The sequence below is a fragment of the Ruegeria sp. ABF4_144 genome (genome assembly GCF_056160045.1).
In genome coordinates this window covers 2,294,641-2,312,080 of record NZ_JBSWWK010000001.1, presented here as the reverse complement: position 1 = coordinate 2,312,080, position 17,440 = coordinate 2,294,641, and the positions used below count along the sequence as shown (strand labels likewise).

Here is a 17,440-nt window from a genome sequence, read left to right as displayed (position 1 = left end):
CTGCCCCCGTCGTGTCAGTCGGCGCTACCTCTGAAGTTCAGGTGACCTCATAGGGCAGGGTGCCGCGGGTGTGGGCGTCGATGGACAGGCGGCGTTCCAGAGGCGGGACCGAGCGTTGGTGGCAGTTTTGCCGCTCGCAGATGCGGCAGGAAATGCCGATGGGTTCGTAGGCGCTTGCGTTGTTGATATCGAGGTTGTCGGCATAGACCAGAGCCTCGGCGTGACGGACATCACACCCTAGGGCGATAGCATAGCGACGCACAGGCGCGCCGAATGAGCCGCCCGATTTAGACACATCTCTTGCCAGTGAGATATAGCGGACGCCATCCGGGGTTTCCGCCAGTTGTCGTAGGAAATGGCCCGGAGTTTCAAACGCGCGGTGGACGTTCCATAGGGGGCAGGCACCACCGAAACGGGCAAATTGCAGGCGTGTCGCTGAGTGACGTTTGGTGATCGTGCCTGCCTGATCGACGCGCACAAAGAAGAACGGGATTCCCTTGGCGCCTGGGCGTTGGAGTGTCGAGAGACGATGCGCCACTTGTTCAATGGATGCTCCGAACCGGTTGCTGAGCCGTTCAAGATCGTGGCGATATTCCTGCGCCGCAGCCAAAAACGCGTCATAGGGCATCAGCGACGCCCCGGCGAAATAGTTGGCCAAACCGATCTTGGCGATGGCGCGGGCTTCCTCGCTTTGAAATTTGGCAAAATCCAATGTTGCGTCGAGCAGCTTGTCCTGACTGATCAGCGCCACTTGTAGCAGCAGTTGAAACACTTGCGTCTGCGGTGCTGTGCGCGACCCGAGTTGCAGTGTCTTGCTGTCGGCGTCATATTTTCGCGTTTCGGGGATATCTACGAATTGCACCCGAATGCCGCGCTCGCCGAGGCTGTTGATGGCCGCGGCGCGGATGCCGCCGACTTCTTCGGCGCGTTGGGAAAATCGTTCAGCCGCGCGGTCAACCGCGTCGATGTAGTTGTCGCAATAGTGGAAGAAATCGCGTACTTCCTCCCATGGGCTGGCCTGAATCTGAGCGTCTTCACGGCCCAGGGCTTCGTCCAGCGAAGCCAGCCGCTCGTGCGTTTGCCGGTACGTTCGGTGCAGCGCGATAAACGCGCGGGCCAGTGCAGGGGCGTTCGAGGCTGTCAGTCGAAGGTCGGCCAGCGGTGGCATGTCGTCGAAGACCGGATCGGCCAGGGCCTCACGCATGTCCGAGACTAGGCGTTCGCTGTCACCGGTGCTCAGCTCGGTGACATCCATGCCGAATTCCTGCGCCAGCGCCAGAACAACCGTGGTCGAGATCGGCCGGTTGTTGTTCTCCATCTGGTTCAGGTAGGGCAGCGAAACCCCTAGTTTCGTGGCGAATTCCTTTTGCGTTAGAGTCAGGCGCGTGCGCATTTCGCGCAGTTTTGCACCGGCATAAAGCTTTTGGGTGGCCATGGCGTGCCTTTGCAACTTTTCTATTGCTGCAAGCTAACTTTGCAAACCAACCGGCGCAAGCCGTGTTACAAGCCCAGTCGCCGTTCGCGTCGGATAACCGAAGCGATGGCGCAGATTGCCAGAACGGAAGTCACAAGCATCAGCCACAGCAGGGGCATCGCGCCGGTTTCATGGGTCAGTAAGGCCCCGGCCAACGCGCTGAGACCAGCGCCGCCGCCCAGCATGATCGCACCGCTTAACCCTGAGGCGGTGGCGGCAAGGTGGGGGCGTACGGATAGGGCGCCTGAGGTGGCATTGGGGATCGTCATGCCGTTTCCAATCCCCACAAAGGTCATGAAGCCAAAGAAGCTGAGTGCAGTGCCAAAGCCTGCCAGAAACAGGATGGCCGACAGGGCAACGCCGAGAGCATTCAGCCAGCATCCCCAGAACACCATCCGGTTTACACCAAAGCGGACTGAATAGCGGCCGCTGACGAAGTTGCCGAAGAAATACCCAACCGCTGGTGCGCCGAAATAGATACCGACCTGAGCGGCACTGAGGCCAAAGAGTTCGGTGCCGATAAACGGCGCCCCGCCCAAGTAGGCGAAGAAGGCGCCCGATGACAAAGCCGAGGACAGCGAATAGCCCCAGAACCGGGGTGAGCGCAGCAGTTCAGGGTATTCACGAAACTGCTGTATAAGCGTTTTGCCACTTTTGGCTGAGGTTTCGCCAAAGTCTGCGTAGGTCAGCCCCAGCGTCATCACGCCCAGTGCGAAGGGCAACCAGAAGTTGGCCTTCCATCCAAAGTTCTCTTCCAAGATGCCCCCGATGGCGGGGCCGATCATGGGTACAACCGCCATACCCATAGTCACGTATCCGATCATTGAGGCGGCGTTATCCTGATCGTAAAGGTCGCGCACCGCCGCCCGGCTGAGCACCATACCAACGACCACGATGGCCTGACACATCCGGAAGGCCAGAAAAATCTCGATGTTCGGGGCGTAGATGCAGCCAAGTGTTGCGATGAGGAACAGAGACAGTCCCCATAGCATGACGGGGCGACGCCCGGCTTTGTCCGCGATCGGGCCGATCAGTATCTGCAATGCCGCATTGACCAGAAGGTACAGAGCAATCGACAGCTGCATGACTTTGTAGTCAGTCTGAAAATGCAGCGCCATGTTCGGCAGGCTGGGTAGGAACAGGTTCAGGCTGAGCGCGGACAGCCCCGAAAGTAAAACCAGCGTTGAAATCGTGGGTGGCGAACGGTGCGCCCGGGATGAACTGAACTGCATGGTTCACATGTATAGTGGCCGTTTCAGGGAATGCTATCCAAGACTGCGTTTCATTGTGATACTTAGCAAATTTACAGTTTTCCAGAAGTTTGTTGCGGGAAGTTTGCAAATTTGCCGAAAGATGCTTTGGACATGATGCGTATGCGTATAGTGTCGCCCGAAATCTCACAGGGAATGAGCGCCATGAAAGACATCCTTACCGAGCTTGAAGACCGCCGCAACGATGCCCGGATGGGCGGTGGGCAAAAGCGTATCGACGCGCAGCACGGGCGTGGCAAGCTGACCGCGCGCGAGCGGATCGAACTGCTGCTGGACGAAGGCAGCTTTGAAGAGTTTGACATGTTCGTCAGCCACCGCTGCACCGATTTCGGGATGGAAAATCAAAAGACTGCGGGCGATGGCGTGGTCACCGGTTGGGGCACGATCAACGGCCGGATGGTTTATGTGTTCAGCCAGGATTTCACCGTGTTTGGCGGCTCGCTGTCGGAAACCCATGCGCAGAAGATCTGCAAGATCATGGATATGGCGATCCAGAACGGTGCGCCGGTCATTGGAATCAACGACTCGGGCGGTGCGCGAATCCAGGAAGGCGTGGCCTCGCTGGCGGGGTATGCCGAGGTGTTCCAGCGCAACATCATGGCCTCGGGCGTGGTGCCGCAGATCAGCGTGATCATGGGCCCCTGTGCCGGTGGCGCTGTTTACAGCCCGGCGATGACCGACTTTATCTTCATGGTCAAAGACACGTCCTACATGTTCGTGACCGGCCCCGACGTTGTGAAAACCGTCACCAACGAGGTTGTGACCGCCGAGGAGCTGGGCGGTGCATCGACCCACACCAAGAAATCCTCGGTCGCCGATGGTGCGTTCGAAAACGATGTCGAGGCGCTGGCCGAAGTGCGCCGTCTGGTCGACTTCCTGCCACTGAACAACCGCGAGAAACCACCGGTGCGCCCGTTCTTTGACGAACCGGACCGGGTCGAGACCTCGCTGGATACACTGATCCCGGACAACCCGAACACGCCTTACGACATGAAGGAACTCATCACTAAAGTGGCGGATGAGGGTGATTTCTACGAAATTCAGGAGGATTTCGCCAAGAACATCATCACCGGTTTCATCCGTCTGGAAGGGCAGACCGTGGGCGTTGTGGCCAACCAGCCGATGGTTCTGGCTGGGTGTTTGGACATCGACAGCTCGCGCAAGGCCGCGCGGTTCGTGCGCTTCTGCGACTGTTTCGAGATCCCGATCCTGACGCTGGTGGACGTGCCGGGCTTCCTGCCGGGTACGTCTCAGGAATATGGCGGTGTGATCAAGCACGGCGCCAAGCTGCTGTTCGCCTATGGTGAAGCCACCGTTCCAAAGGTCACCGTGATCACCCGCAAGGCCTATGGTGGTGCGTATGACGTTATGGCCTCCAAGCACCTGCGCGGTGATTTCAACTATGCCTGGCCGACTGCCGAGATTGCGGTGATGGGCGCCAAGGGTGCGACCGAGATCATCCACCGTGCCGATCTGGGCGATGCGGAAAAGATCGCGCAGCACACGCAGGATTATGAGGACCGGTTTGCTAACCCCTTTGTAGCCGCCGAGCGCGGTTTCATCGACGAGGTAATCATGCCGCAGTCCACCCGCCGCCGCGTGTCCCGCGCGTTTGCCAGCCTGCGCAACAAGCAACTGAAAAACCCGTGGAAAAAGCACGACAATATACCGCTGTAAGGGACATGCCGAACGGTCCGCCGGACAGAGGCCAATCTGTCGGCGGAACTTGGCGCAACTGTCGCGCGGAAGTTTGACTTTGAGACTAAAGTTGATAGATGACCGACCGTATCAGACATAGAAAAGCGCGGGCCACAAGCCATGCGCGCGCGACCCCGGAGAGAGGAGCCCGCGTCAACCGGGGCTGGGGTCGCGCCTTTATTCTGATGCTTCTGGGATGGTCATCTGCAGCAGTTGCGCAAACCGACAATCTGTTGCCGGTCCCTTCAGGACAGCCGGTGCATCTGAGTGATGTGCTGCTGGACAACAACCCGGGTGAGCTGTGGGTCAGGTTTCGATTTGTAGCACCCAAGATCGGCTATACCGCCGGGCGAATTGGCTATGACGTCGCCTCGAACGACATGGAACACCTGTGCCAGACCCTGGCAGTTGCTTATGTGGAGCATCACCAACTTGATCCCGCGCGTGTTGTGATCTCTCTGTCTGATCGGCCAGTCGAATTCGGGCGATCCGCGCCCGATGCCACGCAGTTTTTTGAAGCCTACCGGCTGGAGCAATCCCAATGTATCTGGGAGGGGCTCTGACCATGAAACCCCGTTTTCACCACCTCAGAGCGTTTCTGAATACCATTGCGGCTTTGGAGGTGCGCGACATGATCCCGTCTGGTTTGAGGGGCGAACCTGTTTCCCTGATATCTTTGAACAGCGAGGTGCCGATATGCTGAAGCACCGCGGATTTCCCGGACGTTTTCCGGGGACAGATTTCCAATTCACCATTCGCCGTGCCAACCCCAAAGGGGTCACGCCGATTACGCGGCGCGAGCGATTTCGCGATCGCAAACCGGCCGATCGTCGCGCCGATGCCGCGTTCATGGAAGCGCTGTGGCAGAATTTCGGCGATCAGCCGTTCGAGCGGGGCAATCTGGACGCCGGCCGTTTGAGTTGGCTGTTCGAGCGTGAAGTGATTGCGGCCGAAGATCCGTTTGATCCGGCCAGCTATGACGCGTTGTTGGTAATCGACGTGGACGCGGCGCGGTTGTCGTTTCCTGATATCTTCGACGGGGTGCGCTGAGCCGTGCAGACCGCTGTCGCACATATCAGTTCGAAGGGATCTTCGACCAAAACCCTGCCCGGTTGCGGGCAGGGCGGTTCTGTGCGTTCAGAAGTTCAGCTGTGCAGCGACTTGCACACGGTTGCCGTCAAATGTTCGGCCCGTGGGTTCGTCGTTCCGCTCACCATAGATGTACTCGGCGCTCAGTGTCAGGTTTTCGGTGGCCTGATAGAAGGCGTTGACGTGGATCGTCTCCAACTCGGTAAAGGACAACGTGCCGGTCGACGTGGGCAGGTCGTAATCTTCCTTGCCGTAAGCGATGCCGACATTCCACTTTTCGCCCAAGTCCTGCCGGAGTTCGATGGTGTAGCCGTTCACATCGTTGGCCGCGCCGCCGACGACGGGGTCACCAAGACCGATAAGATAGGGACCCAGCGCCTCGCCAGTGACGTAGTTGACCTGAAACAGGCCGCCCGCCCACGGACGGATCGAGCCGGACAGGGTAAAACCGGTCTGGTCCACCTCGACCCCGCCGCCTTCGGCTTTGCCATAAAGGGCCGCTGCGCGGGCGACGTAGGTGCCGTCATTGTATTCGGCCGAAGCCGTCAGCACAGGGTCATCCGAATTCGATCCGCTGACGTTTTCTTCGACCGATACGGCGAAGGACGTATTGGTTCCGAAACCATTGGTGTAGCGGACCTGTGGCTGACGCGCGAAGGCGATACCAACGGGTCCGTTGAATTCGACCGAGGTCGGATAGGTGTCCAGCGGCTGGAAGTTGGTCCAGTACTGGCCGATCAGCCAATTGTCCCCGATTCGGATATTGGCATGGCGCAGTCGAAATTCGGCGGTGCCGTTGGACGCAAAGAGATCAACCTCAAGTTGACCGTCGATGTCACCAAGCGCGCTGGGTGTGGTGGTCAGCAAACCGATCCGCGACTGGCGCAACGTCGCGCCAAAGGTACCGTCGGTGGCGGCCGAAGGCTCACCAATAACGTTCACGAACGCGGTGTCGCCCTGATCGAACTCGAAATCGTAGAAGAAGTCGGCTTTGACGTAACCGTAGACGTCCAAAGTGGTGTTACCGATCCTAAATTCTCCGGGTGTGGAGCCTGGTCCGGTGGATTCCAGCGCTTCGATCCGGGCGCGCAACGCATCCAGTTCGGCCTGGGTTTCGGCATCTTGGGCAAAGGCCAGCGTACCGGACACGCTAAGAGCAGAGGCAGCAAGCAGGAATGCCTTTTTTCTCTTTATAATCATGTGGGTGTTCCCTTGTGTGCAGAAGTGCATGGGCAAGGTTTCACGCAAATGTCAGTGTGGGAAATCACGAGAACGGGACGGAAAGCGCCCGAATTCTCAAGCAAATTTGTGCAAGGCGCCAGCGATTTTCACGGCTGGGTGAACAGATCGGTTAACCATACGGTTGCGAACAGAATTCTACAGCTGCAAACTGTGACGGCCCGTGATGATGCATGCGCAGAAACAGGCCCCGATGCGGAGTTTTGTAACACCAATGTGACTGTTCAGGCGGGCGGAAACGCGGACTTGATGGCGCAAGGTTTCGGCGCAAATTTGCGCGGGAATTCACCGTATGGGCGAATTCCAGCCGGAATCATACATGGAAACAATACTTTGTTTGCGGCCTTGATTGTGCCGTGCAAAGTGATCGGGCCGTGCGGCTCTACTTTGCCTGCGCCGCACAAGCACCTACTATTCCGTACCCCTTCCTTCCGCGGGCAGGTTTGTGACATTCACAAAACCTTGCCCGCGTTTTTCTTTGAGCGTGTATCGCGCTTAAGGCGGCATAAATCTGCGCAAAATGCAGATTTGCGGGGGCTGTTATTGAATAACGTCCCCCGCTTACGCCATCTGCGCCCCAACGCATCAAGAAACCAAAAGGGGCAGAGCGTATGCGAATCTCAAAATTCTTCCTTGCCGTGGCAACCTGCGCAGGGCTTACAGCCTGTGGCGACTCGTTCGGCGAACAGGCCTTGCTTGGCGGCGGCGCTGGGGCGCTGGGGTCAGCGGTCCTGGGCGCCGACCCGTTCGTTGGCGCCGCGGTCGGTGCCGCAAGCAACGTGCTCTACTGCAAGACGCAGAAGAACTGTTACTAACGTAAATTTCGGGGCGCCCGTTGCCCCGACCGTCATCGCGCAACACGCCGTCGCGGGGTTCATGCCCTGCGGCGGCGTTTTGCGTTTCCAGAACACCAAGACAAAGGACGTTCCATGTTCAACAAGATCCTGATCGCCAACAGGGGTGAAATCGCCTGCCGGGTCATCAAGACCGCCCGAAAGATGGGTATTGGCACTGTCGCCATATACTCGGACGCGGACAGAAACGCGTTGCATGTGTCGATGGCGGACGAGGCCGTTCACATCGGTCCCCCGCCCGCGAACCAATCCTATATCGTGATCGACAAGGTGATGGATGCTATCCGCGAAAGCGGCGCTCAGGCGGTTCACCCCGGTTATGGTTTTCTGTCCGAAAACGCCAAATTCGCCGAGGCGCTTGAGGCCGAGGGCGTGGCTTTTGTCGGCCCCCCGGTTGGCGCGATTGAAAGTATGGGTGACAAGATCACCTCGAAAAAGATTGCTCAGGAAGCAGGCGTTTCGACCGTTCCAGGCTACATGGGCCTGATCGAAGACGCGGATGAGGCGGTGAAGATCAGCCAGGAAATCGGCTACCCCGTCATGATCAAAGCCAGCGCCGGTGGCGGCGGTAAGGGCATGCGCATCGCGTGGAACGACGAAGAGGCGCGCGAGGGTTTCCAGTCATCCAAGAACGAAGCCGCGAACTCGTTCGGCGATGACCGGATTTTCATCGAGAAATTCGTGACGCAGCCCCGCCACATCGAAATTCAGGTTCTGTGCGACAGTCACGGCAATGGCATTTTTCTGGGCGAGCGCGAATGCTCGATCCAGCGCCGGAACCAAAAGGTGGTGGAAGAGGCGCCGTCGCCGTTCCTGGACCCCGAAACCCGCAAGGCGATGGGCGAACAAGCGGTGGCTTTGGCCAAGGCCGTGGACTATGCCAGCGCCGGTACGGTGGAATTCATCGTCGATGGCAACAAGAACTTCTACTTCCTCGAAATGAACACCCGACTGCAGGTGGAACACCCGGTGACTGAACTGATCACCGGCGTCGATCTGGTGGAACAGATGATCCGCGTGGCAGCGGGTGAAAAGCTGACCATCACTCAGGATGACGTGACCTTGACCGGCTGGGCCATCGAAAACCGACTGTATGCCGAGGACCCGTATCGCAACTTCCTGCCCTCGATTGGCCGACTGACCCGTTATCGTCCGCCAATGGAAATCGCTGCAGGCCCGATGCTGGTGAACGGAAAATGGCAGGGTGACGCGCCCGAAGGCGACGCGGCCGTGCGTAACGATACCGGCGTCTATGAGGGCGGCGAGATCAGCATGTATTACGACCCGATGATCGCCAAGTTGTGTACTTGGGCCCTGACCCGCGAACAGGCGATCGAGGCGATGCGCGTGGCATTGGATAGCTTTGAGGTCGAGGGCATCGGTCACAACCTGCCGTTCCTGTCCGCAGTGATGGACCATCCTAAGTTCGTCAGCGGCGACATGACCACCGCATTCATCGCCGAGGAATACCCGGACGGGTTCGACGGTGTTGAGCTGTCTGCAGTTGATCTGCGCCGGATCGCGGCGTCTTGCGCGGCGATGTATCGCGTGGCCGAGATTCGTCGTACCCGTGTTTCGGGCCGTATGGACAACCACGAACGCAAGGTCGGCAAGCGCTGGAATGTGTCGCTGCAGGGGCAGGAGTTCGACGTCAAGGTCAAGGCCGACAAAGAGGGCGCTACCGTCAAGTTCGCCGATGGAGAGACCCTGCGCGTGGCCTCGGACTGGACGCCAGGTGATCAGCTCGCCGTTGTCGATGTAGACGGAAGCCCTCTGGTCATGAAGGTCGGTAAGATCTCGGGCGGGTTCCGCATTCGTAACCGGGGTGCGGACCTGAAAGTGCATGTGCGCCGTCCGCATCAGGCCGCACTGGCCAAGCTGATGCCCGAGAAACTGCCGCCGGATACCTCGAAAATGTTGCTATGCCCGATGCCCGGCCTGATAGTGAAGATCGACGTCGAAGTAGGGCAAGAGGTGCAGGAAGGTCAGGCGCTGTGCACCGTCGAGGCGATGAAGATGGAGAACATCCTGCGCGCCGAGAAGAAAGGCACCGTCGCAAAGATCAACGCAGCCCCAGGCGACAGCCTCGCCGTGGACGATGTGATCATCGAGTTCGAATGATCATGACCGCGCTTTTGCCATATCGCACTGGGTCCCCGGCATTTCGCGCCGGGGGCTTGGGGCGTGGCGAAGGCGCTCAGCCGCCCTCGCGCCGTTCGCGAATCTCGCGTTCGCGCAGGGGGGTTTTGTCGATGGACCGGCCGATTTCACGCACGCTCCAAGGGGAGGGTTTGCGCAGTTTGACGACACCGTCCTTGTCGACGAACACCATTTGGAACCCACGTGGCCTCAACTGCGACCGGATCGGAGATCGCGCCGAAGGGTCAGTGTCGGTCAGCACAACCACGTCGCGGTCGCGCATGGCGGCTTCGCCCTCGATCAGCATGTCGATCTGTTGCTGGAACCGCGGGTCAGCGGGCGTGTCGGCAAAGACGACGATGGGCCGATTGACCCACAAAAATTCGCTGAGTTCGCTGTCACCCACAGGGCGTACAAATTCGTCCTCAGCCGGTGCAGACCCGTCGGCGGCCATCGCGGCCAGCGGGATTAGTGCCGTTAAAACAAGGGCAAGCGTTCGTGTCATGGGGCCTCCTGTTGAATTGAATATAGCCCCTGTGCCCACGAATGCGACCGGTGAAATGCGCAGGGCGTTCAAATTCCTGCGTTTGAGCACGGCCGGATTGACCGCCCAGAACATCACATCGCGGAGGGGACACCCTGCTGCGACCCGAATTGAGAAAAGGATATCGCTATGACCGATACGAAAAACTGGCAGGCACTGGCTGAAAAAGAGCTGCGCGGCCGTCCGGTGGAAGACCTGACCAGGGAAACGCTGGAAGGCATCGACGTCAAGCCGCTCTACACGCAGGACGACACCGCTGAGCTGCCGCATATGGGGTCGCTGCCCGGGTTTGGTCCGTTCACGCGTGGTGTGAAGGCGACGATGTACGCCGGGCGCCCGTGGACCATCCGCCAGTATGCGGGTTTCTCGACCGCTGAAGAATCGAACGCTTTTTACCGCCGCAATCTGGCCGCTGGTCAGCAGGGTGTTTCGGTGGCATTCGACCTAGCGACGCACCGTGGCTATGACAGCGACCACCCGCGTGTGGTAGGCGATGTTGGTAAGGCCGGTGTGGCTATCGATAGCGTCGAGGACATGAAGATCCTGTTCGACGGCATCCCGCTGGACAAGGTCTCGGTCTCAATGACCATGAACGGCGCGGTGATCCCGATCCTGGCGAGTTTCATCGTAGCAGGTGAAGAACAGGGTCATGACAAATCCGTGCTGTCCGGCACCATTCAGAATGACATTCTGAAAGAGTTCATGGTGCGCAACACCTATATCTATCCGCCTGAACCCTCGATGAAGATCATCTCGGACATTATCGAGTTCACCTCGAACGAGATGCCGAAATTCAACTCGATCTCGATCTCGGGTTATCACATGCAAGAGGCCGGGGCGAACCTCGTGCAGGAGCTGGCTTATACGCTGGCCGACGGGCGTGAATACGTCCGGGCCGCGACCGAGGCCGGGATGGACGTGGACAAATTCGCAGGCCGTCTGTCGTTCTTCTTTGCCATCGGTATGAACTTCTTCATGGAGATCGCCAAGCTGCGTGCCGCGCGCACGCTATGGCACCGCGTGATGACGGAATTCGGTGCGAAATCCGAACGGTCCAAGATGCTGCGGACACACTGCCAGACCTCGGGCGTGTCGCTGCAGGAACAGGACCCCTATAACAACGTAATCCGCACCGCCTATGAAGCGATGAGCGCGGTTCTGGGCGGGACCCAGTCGCTGCACACCAACGCTCTGGACGAGGCGATCGCGCTGCCCACCGATTTTTCGGCCCGCATTGCACGAAACACGCAGCTGGTATTGCAGGAAGAAACCGGCGTGACTGATGTGGTCGATCCGCTGGCGGGTTCCTACTATGTCGAAAGCCTGACTAATGAGCTGATCGAAAAAGCCTGGGCTCTGATGGAAGAGGTCGAGGAGATGGGCGGCATGACCAAGGCCGTTGCCTCGGGCATGCCCAAGCTTCGGATCGAGGAAAGTGCAGCCCGCCGTCAGGCCATGATCGATCGTGGCGACGAGGTGATCGTCGGCGTCAACAAGTACCGCAAGGATCAAGAAGACCCGATTGACATTCTGGATGTCGACAACGTCGCCGTGCGCGAGGCGCAAGTTGCGCGCCTGGAACGCATCCGCGCCACCCGCGATGAGGCCGCGTGCCAACAAGCGCTGGACGCTTTGACCAAGACCGCCCAAGAGGGCGGAAACCTGCTGGCTGCCGCGGTCGAGGCCGCCCGTGCCCGCGCATCCGTAGGAGAGATCAGCATGGCAATGGAAAAGGAATTTGGACGTCACCGCGCCGAGGTTAAGACACTGGCCGGTGTTTATGGTGCTGCCTACGAAGGCGACGAAGGCTTTGCCGCGATCCAGAAATCCATCGAGGACTTCGCCGAGGCAGAGGGTCGCCGCCCGCGTCTGCTGGTCGTCAAGATGGGACAGGACGGGCATGACCGGGGCGCCAAAGTGATCGCTACGGCCTTTGCCGATATCGGGTTTGACGTGGACGTTGGCCCTCTGTTCCAGACACCCGCCGAAGCTGCGCAGGATGCGGTGGACAATGACGTACACGTGGTTGGTATTTCCTCGCAGGCAGCGGGGCACAAGACGCTGGCCCCGCAACTGGTTGAAGAGCTCAAAAAAGCTGGAGCCGAGGACATCATTGTCATTTGCGGTGGCGTGATCCCGCAGCAGGATTATCAGTTCCTTTATGATCATGGCGTGAAGGCGATCTTTGGTCCGGGCACCAACATCCCCGAGGCCGCGCAGGATATCCTGCGCCTGATTGGCGAAGCCAAGGGCTAAGCTGAAAGGGTTTTCGACAAAAAACCTTGTGAATCTGCCCATTTGGCGAAAACATGCGGCCAGATCCTGCGGGGTCTGGTCGCTGTGTTTGGAGGGCGCAAATGTTACTGGATCATCTGGCTGTCGCGGGCGAAACGCTTGAGGAAGCGTCGGCCCATATAGAACAGGCCTTGGGTGTGCCGCTGCAGGATGGCGGCAAGCACGAGGCATTCGGCACCCATAACCGATTGCTGGGCTTGCGGGATGGTCTGTATCTGGAAGCGATCGCCATCGACCCCCAGGCGCCGCAGCTCGAGCGCACGCGGTGGTTCGACCTTGACCGGTTTTCCGGGTCACCCCGCCTGACCAACTGGATTTGCCGGGTTGAGGATATCGAGGCGTCTCTGTCCGTTTTCCCCGATGGCGTGGGGCAACCGATAGATCTGGCCCGAGGCGCGCTGCGCTGGCAGATGGCCGTCCCTCTCAACGGACGGTTGCCCTTCGACAACCTGTTCCCTGCGCTGATCCAATGGCACGGCGATTTACACCCGGCGCGAATGCTGCAGAACAGTGGCTGTCGCCTGAAGCGTCTGATTGTCTTTCACCCCGATGCCTTGGACTTGGCGCGGTTGCTGGGAGTGTTGGAGGGGATCGAGTTCGACACCGGCCCCGCAGCGTTGCGGGCCGAGTTTGAAACACCACATGGTTCGCGCGTGTTGGAATGACCATAAGACCGGCGCAGGCTTCAGACGCCGCCTCAATCGCTGCAATCACCAACGCTATCATTCGCGACACGCTGGTGACCTTCACAATCAACGAGCGCAGTGTGGAAGCCATTGCTTCGGACATCAAAACGCGCGGCTCTGCTTATCTGGTGGCCGAGAAGGGCGGGCAAGTTCTGGGCTTTGCCACTTACGGCCTGTTTCGCAGCGGTCCGGGCTATGCGCAGTGCCGCGAGCATACGATCCAACTGGCCTCAGAGGCGCGTGGCAAAGGCGCTGGGCGGGCTCTGATGACCGCGCTTGAGAGCGCGGCTCGGGCTGAGGGCGTGCATGTGCTGATCGCCGGTATTTCCTCGGCCAATCCGGGTGCGGTCGCTTTTCACGCCGCGCTTGGATACATACAGGTCGGTCTGATGCGCGAGGTCGGGTTCAAATGGGGCAAGCGGCTGGATCTTGTTCTGATGCAGAAAATTCTTGCGTCTGACGAATAGGTTGCACCTGACAGTTGCGATTTGGGGCGCTAGGGTGCGCTCATGTCGATCTGGACCCGTATATCCGATGCGCTAAGTGCGCTTGCCCAAGGCGAAAGCCTGACTGCCGTTTTTGAGAAACTGCGTACCCCACCCGAACGTTCGGTCGCGTTTGCGATTGCCGTGATTGCGCTGGGCGCGAAGATGGCCAAGGCCGACGGGCAGGTGACGCGGGACGAGGTCACCGCCTTTCGCGATGTCTTCCAGATCGCGCGCCAAGACGAGGCTGGCGCGGCACGCGTGTTCGACATGGCTCGAACGGATGTTGCCGGTTATCAGGATTATGCCCGTAAAATCGCCCGCATGTTTGCCGATGACAGCACGACTCTTTGCGACCTGATGGAGGGGCTGTTTCACATCGCCATGGCGGACGGGTTCTATCACCCCAATGAAAACGAGTTTCTGGAAGAGGTCAGCCGCATTTTCGGCCAGTCCGAGGCTCAGTTCCTGGCCCTGCGCGCGCGGTTTGTGCCCGACGCGCCCACGGATCCTTACACTGTTCTGGGTGTGCCCCATGACATGCCGCTGCCTGATATCCGCAAGGTCTGGCGGCAATTGGTGCGCGAAACGCATCCCGATGCGATGATGGCCCGCGGCGTACCCGAGGAAGCCATTCGTCTGGCTGAAAAGAAGATGATCGACATTAACCGCGCCTGGGATGAGATCAACGGCGCGCGGGCTTAACCGCGATGCGGCTGGCGACCTATAACATCGAATGGTTCGCCAACCTGTTTGATCGCAACGATCACTTGATCGTCGATGACAGTTGGTCCGGCCGCCACAACGTCACCAAAGCGCAGCAGGTCGAGGCCATTGCCAAGGTTTTGACGGCGATTGATGCGGATGCGGTCCTTATTGTCGAGGCGCCGAACTCGGGCAAATCACAGGACACGATCCGCGCGTTGCAGAGTTTTGCCGAGGCCTTCGACCTGCGCACCACGCATGCGGTGATGGGGTTTGCCAACGATACTCATCAAGAACTTGCTCTGCTGTACGATCCCAATGTGCTGACCGTGCAGCACGATCCGGTTCCGGGCGACAGGGCAGCACCGCGCTTTGATGGGGTGTTTCATATCGACTTGGATATCGATGCGACCGAAGATCATGTGCGTTTCTCCAAGCCGCCAATGGAACTGGCGATGCAAACCGAAGCCGGGGTGCAGGTGCGTCTGATCGGAGCGCACCTGAAATCCAAAGCTCCACACGGGGCGGGGTCGCGGGACGAAGCAATCCGCATCTCGATTGCGAACCGCCGAAAACAGTTGGCACAGGCGGTGTGGCTGTCGCGCCGGGTTGGGGCGCATATTGAGAACGAAGAGCCCGTCATTCTGCTGGGCGACCTGAATGACGGGCCAGGTTTGGATGAGTTTGAGCATCTGTTTGGACGCTCTTCGGTCGAAATTCTGCTGCAGGCCGGGTTGTTCGACCCACATGCAAAAGGGGCCGACCCAGCACCGTCCACAGCCCGATTTGCCCGTCAGGGCGGGCACCACCTTGAGGCGCTGTTGGACTATATCATGGTCAGCGAAAACCTGCGCGCCCGGCGTCCGGCCTGGCGAATCTGGCATCCGTTGAAGGATGCCGATCTGCAGGCTCTGCCTGACTTGCAACAGGCATTGTTGACGGCGTCCGATCATTTCCCAGTTACGTTGGATATCGACCTCTGACCTTCCATCATGGGGCGTCAGGGCCTATATTTTGAGGTATGAAACATCTTTTTCCTATCTGTGCGGTAGTGGCATCTTTGGCCTTGCCCGCCCAAGCCGAGGAAGAAACCGGTAAATCCCTGATGGAGCAGGGGGCCGAGCTTTTCTTTGAAGGCCTGCGGCAGGAAATGGAGCCTGCGCTTGAGGACCTGCAAGGCCTGGTCACCCAGTTCGGCCCGGCGATGCAGTCGTTCTTCGAACAAATGGGTCCTGCCCTGGCAGAACTGGCGGGCGAGATTGAGGATTGGAGCGCTTATGAAGCGCCCGAGATTCTGCCCAACGGGGATATCATCATCCGTAAGAAACCACAGCGGGACCAACCGGACACTCCTGAGCAGACCGAAGAAGAATCGGACGAGGGAACGGAGATCTGACCTTCAGTCCCTGATGATGACGCGGGTGTCCGACTTCAGGGCGTTTGCCAGCGAATTCAGCCGCGCTTCGGCCACCTCGTTGAACAACGGGTCCGCCGATTTCGGCAACAACAGATCAAGCTGACGTTTCTTGGGATAAAAACGTAGAGTGCCCATAGGAGCGTCATTCTGCATCCAGAGCATGGCGCCAAATCGCATGGCCTTGCCCAGAATCTCAGCCTGACGCTGGTCTTTCTCGTCCAGCAGCTTGTAAAGCGGTTCGAACCTGTTGCCCTCGCGTTTGTTACGATACCGATGCTGCAAAGCGAGGCCGATGAAAATCCGTTCTGAGTGCTTCAATCCGCCTAGGTTGGCCCGGGTGACATAGTCAAAGCAGACCTCGGCCCGGTAATCGGGATGGGCCCGCCAACTGACGTCATGCAGCAGGCAGGCGGCCTTGATCAGGCGCACACGCGCCTCAGGAGCTGATTTGAACAGCGGCATTACAAAATCATACAGATGCTTTCCGAATCCCGGCAGTCGGGCGTCCTTGGCTTCGGAAAACCGGCTGGCTTCGATCAAAGGGTCGCAGTCGCGCAGGGCTTGGGGCATCTGCTCGTACAGCAATCCTTCGCGGATGCCGTAGCTTGAGATCGCAATGTCCTTGGGCTTGAACGTCCGGATCAGGCGCGCCAGCACATCCATCGCATATGGGATCAGCGCCATACGGGAACTGGACACGCCAGCCAAGCTGCGCAGTTCATCCGGGTCGCCCTTTTCGATGAACTTGATGGTCTCGTGAACCTGCTTGGTAGTCATGCGGTATTCATGCAGCACGTTCAGCGGGTACCCCCGGCGCAGCATGTCCAGCCGCGCAAAGGCGCGCCAACTGCCGCCGACAAGGAACAGACGGTCGCGTTGCTTGCCCATCTGGTCGCGCAGCTCTTCCATGGTTGCCTTGATGTGGGCCTTGCGCGCGCGCCGTCCGCCTTTGATGTCACGAAGTTTCAGCGGACCCAGAGCCGAGGTTACACGGCGGCCGACATCCCCGTCACCGATCTCGGCCAGCTCCATGGAGGAACCGCCAATGTCGCAGATCAGACCATAGGCACCGGGCCAGCCCAACAGCACGCCCTGAGCGGATAACCGGGCCTCTTCCCCACCATCAATGACCGAGACATGCAGCCCGGTTTCCGCTTTGACCTCATCGCAGAAATCCGGCCCATCCTTGGCCTCACGCACGGCGGCGGTGGCGACGACATGCAAACCGGGCAGGCCCAAATCATCGGCCAGACGCCGGAACCGGCGCAGCGCGGCCAGCGCACGGACCCGTCCGCGGGGGTTCAGACGACCGGTCTCGGACAGGCCTGCGCCCAATTCGCACATGACTTTTTCGTTGTAGAAGTAGGCCGGAGACCGCGCGGCCCCATCAAAAATCACCATCCGGACCGAGTTCGACCCGACATCGACAACGCCAACTCGCGAAAGGGCGCGGGCTTCGGGGTTGTCAAACAATGGCTTTCCGAAAGGCCCCCAGTCCGGAATGTCGGTTTCGACGGTCTGATCCATGTCTTTCCCAGATGTTC

Annotated in this window: 16 protein-coding genes; 11 read left to right on the top strand and 5 right to left on the bottom strand. The window is 59.3% G+C overall.

Annotated elements, in window-relative coordinates:
- Positions 1 to 37: 37 nt before the first annotated feature.
- Together ACXAGD_RS11600 and ACXAGD_RS11595 are read right to left on the bottom strand one after the other, a co-directional pair.
- Positions 38 to 1,435, bottom strand: coding sequence for a helix-turn-helix domain-containing protein (locus ACXAGD_RS11600; RefSeq protein WP_475210758.1), 1,398 nt, complete (start codon positions 1,433 to 1,435; stop codon positions 38 to 40).
- Between the two features lie 65 nt (positions 1,436 to 1,500).
- Positions 1,501 to 2,706 (bottom strand): multidrug effflux MFS transporter, encoded by a 1,206-nt coding sequence (locus ACXAGD_RS11595; protein WP_475210756.1) that lies wholly within the window; start codon positions 2,704 to 2,706, stop codon positions 1,501 to 1,503.
- A 183-nt stretch (positions 2,707 to 2,889) separates the two neighbouring features.
- Between ACXAGD_RS11595 and ACXAGD_RS11590 the strand changes: the two genes are divergently transcribed.
- The 3 genes from ACXAGD_RS11590 to ACXAGD_RS11580 all read left to right on the top strand — a co-directional run bounded on the left by ACXAGD_RS11590 (position 2,890) and on the right by ACXAGD_RS11580 (position 5,493).
- Positions 2,890 to 4,422, top strand: coding sequence for an acyl-CoA carboxylase subunit beta (locus ACXAGD_RS11590; RefSeq protein ID WP_170325803.1), 1,533 nt, complete (start codon positions 2,890 to 2,892; stop codon positions 4,420 to 4,422).
- Positions 4,423 to 4,520: 98 nt separating this feature from the next.
- Complete coding sequence (locus ACXAGD_RS11585) at positions 4,521 to 5,006, top strand: DUF6497 family protein (RefSeq protein ID WP_475210754.1); 486 nt, start codon at positions 4,521 to 4,523, stop codon at positions 5,004 to 5,006.
- Positions 5,007 to 5,139: 133 nt separating this feature from the next.
- A complete protein-coding gene (locus ACXAGD_RS11580; protein WP_475210751.1) occupies positions 5,140 to 5,493 on the top strand; it encodes a hypothetical protein in 354 nt (117 codons plus the stop codon).
- A gap of 87 nt (positions 5,494 to 5,580) precedes the next feature.
- On the opposite strand, the gene ACXAGD_RS11575 is transcribed toward ACXAGD_RS11580, so the two are convergent.
- Positions 5,581 to 6,732, bottom strand: a complete 1,152-nt coding sequence (locus ACXAGD_RS11575) for a DcaP family trimeric outer membrane transporter (RefSeq protein WP_475210749.1) — start codon at positions 6,730 to 6,732, stop codon at positions 5,581 to 5,583.
- Positions 6,733 to 7,382: 650 nt separating this feature from the next.
- Between ACXAGD_RS11575 and ACXAGD_RS11570 the strand changes: the two genes are divergently transcribed.
- Together ACXAGD_RS11570 and ACXAGD_RS11565 are read left to right on the top strand one after the other, a co-directional pair.
- A complete protein-coding gene (locus ACXAGD_RS11570; protein WP_475210747.1) occupies positions 7,383 to 7,586 on the top strand; it encodes a hypothetical protein in 204 nt (67 codons plus the stop codon).
- Positions 7,587 to 7,700: 114 nt separating this feature from the next.
- The gene (locus tag ACXAGD_RS11565) at positions 7,701 to 9,746 is read left to right on the top strand and encodes an acetyl-CoA carboxylase biotin carboxylase subunit (RefSeq protein ID WP_475210744.1); all 2,046 of its coding nucleotides are present in this window, start codon (positions 7,701 to 7,703) and stop codon (positions 9,744 to 9,746) included.
- Positions 9,747 to 9,822: 76 nt separating this feature from the next.
- Here the strand turns inward: ACXAGD_RS11565 and ACXAGD_RS11560 are convergent, their stop codons facing one another.
- Positions 9,823 to 10,269 (bottom strand): DUF4174 domain-containing protein, encoded by a 447-nt coding sequence (locus ACXAGD_RS11560; protein ID WP_475210742.1) that lies wholly within the window; start codon positions 10,267 to 10,269, stop codon positions 9,823 to 9,825.
- Between the two features lie 168 nt (positions 10,270 to 10,437).
- Here ACXAGD_RS11560 and scpA point away from each other — a divergent pair, with 168 nt between their 5' ends.
- The 6 genes from scpA (at position 10,438) to ACXAGD_RS11530 (ending at position 15,875) form a co-directional block, all read left to right on the top strand.
- Entirely contained in the window at positions 10,438 to 12,564 is a 2,127-nt protein-coding gene (gene scpA, locus ACXAGD_RS11555) for a methylmalonyl-CoA mutase (protein WP_475210739.1), read from the top strand.
- A 101-nt stretch (positions 12,565 to 12,665) separates the two neighbouring features.
- Complete coding sequence (locus ACXAGD_RS11550) at positions 12,666 to 13,268, top strand: VOC family protein (protein ID WP_475210737.1); 603 nt, start codon at positions 12,666 to 12,668, stop codon at positions 13,266 to 13,268.
- Complete coding sequence (locus ACXAGD_RS11545) at positions 13,265 to 13,756, top strand: N-acetyltransferase family protein (RefSeq protein ID WP_475210734.1); 492 nt, start codon at positions 13,265 to 13,267, stop codon at positions 13,754 to 13,756. Before ACXAGD_RS11550 ends, ACXAGD_RS11545 begins: the two co-directional genes overlap by 4 nt.
- Before the next feature lie 42 nt (positions 13,757 to 13,798).
- Positions 13,799 to 14,479 carry a TerB family tellurite resistance protein gene (locus ACXAGD_RS11540; RefSeq protein ID WP_475210731.1) on the top strand — a complete coding sequence of 227 codons (681 nt, stop codon included), beginning with the start codon at positions 13,799 to 13,801 and terminating at the stop codon, positions 14,477 to 14,479.
- A gap of 5 nt (positions 14,480 to 14,484) precedes the next feature.
- Positions 14,485 to 15,462, top strand: coding sequence for an endonuclease/exonuclease/phosphatase family protein (locus ACXAGD_RS11535; RefSeq protein ID WP_475210729.1), 978 nt, complete (start codon positions 14,485 to 14,487; stop codon positions 15,460 to 15,462).
- Positions 15,463 to 15,500: 38 nt separating this feature from the next.
- On the top strand, positions 15,501 to 15,875 hold the full coding sequence (locus ACXAGD_RS11530; RefSeq protein WP_475210727.1) for a hypothetical protein: 375 nt from the start codon (positions 15,501 to 15,503) through the stop codon (positions 15,873 to 15,875).
- 3 nt (positions 15,876 to 15,878) lie between these two features.
- On the opposite strand, the gene ACXAGD_RS11525 is transcribed toward ACXAGD_RS11530, so the two are convergent.
- Positions 15,879 to 17,423 carry a Ppx/GppA family phosphatase gene (locus ACXAGD_RS11525; protein WP_475212578.1) on the bottom strand — a complete coding sequence of 515 codons (1,545 nt, stop codon included), beginning with the start codon at positions 17,421 to 17,423 and terminating at the stop codon, positions 15,879 to 15,881.
- Between the last annotated feature and the right edge of the window lie 17 nt (positions 17,424 to 17,440).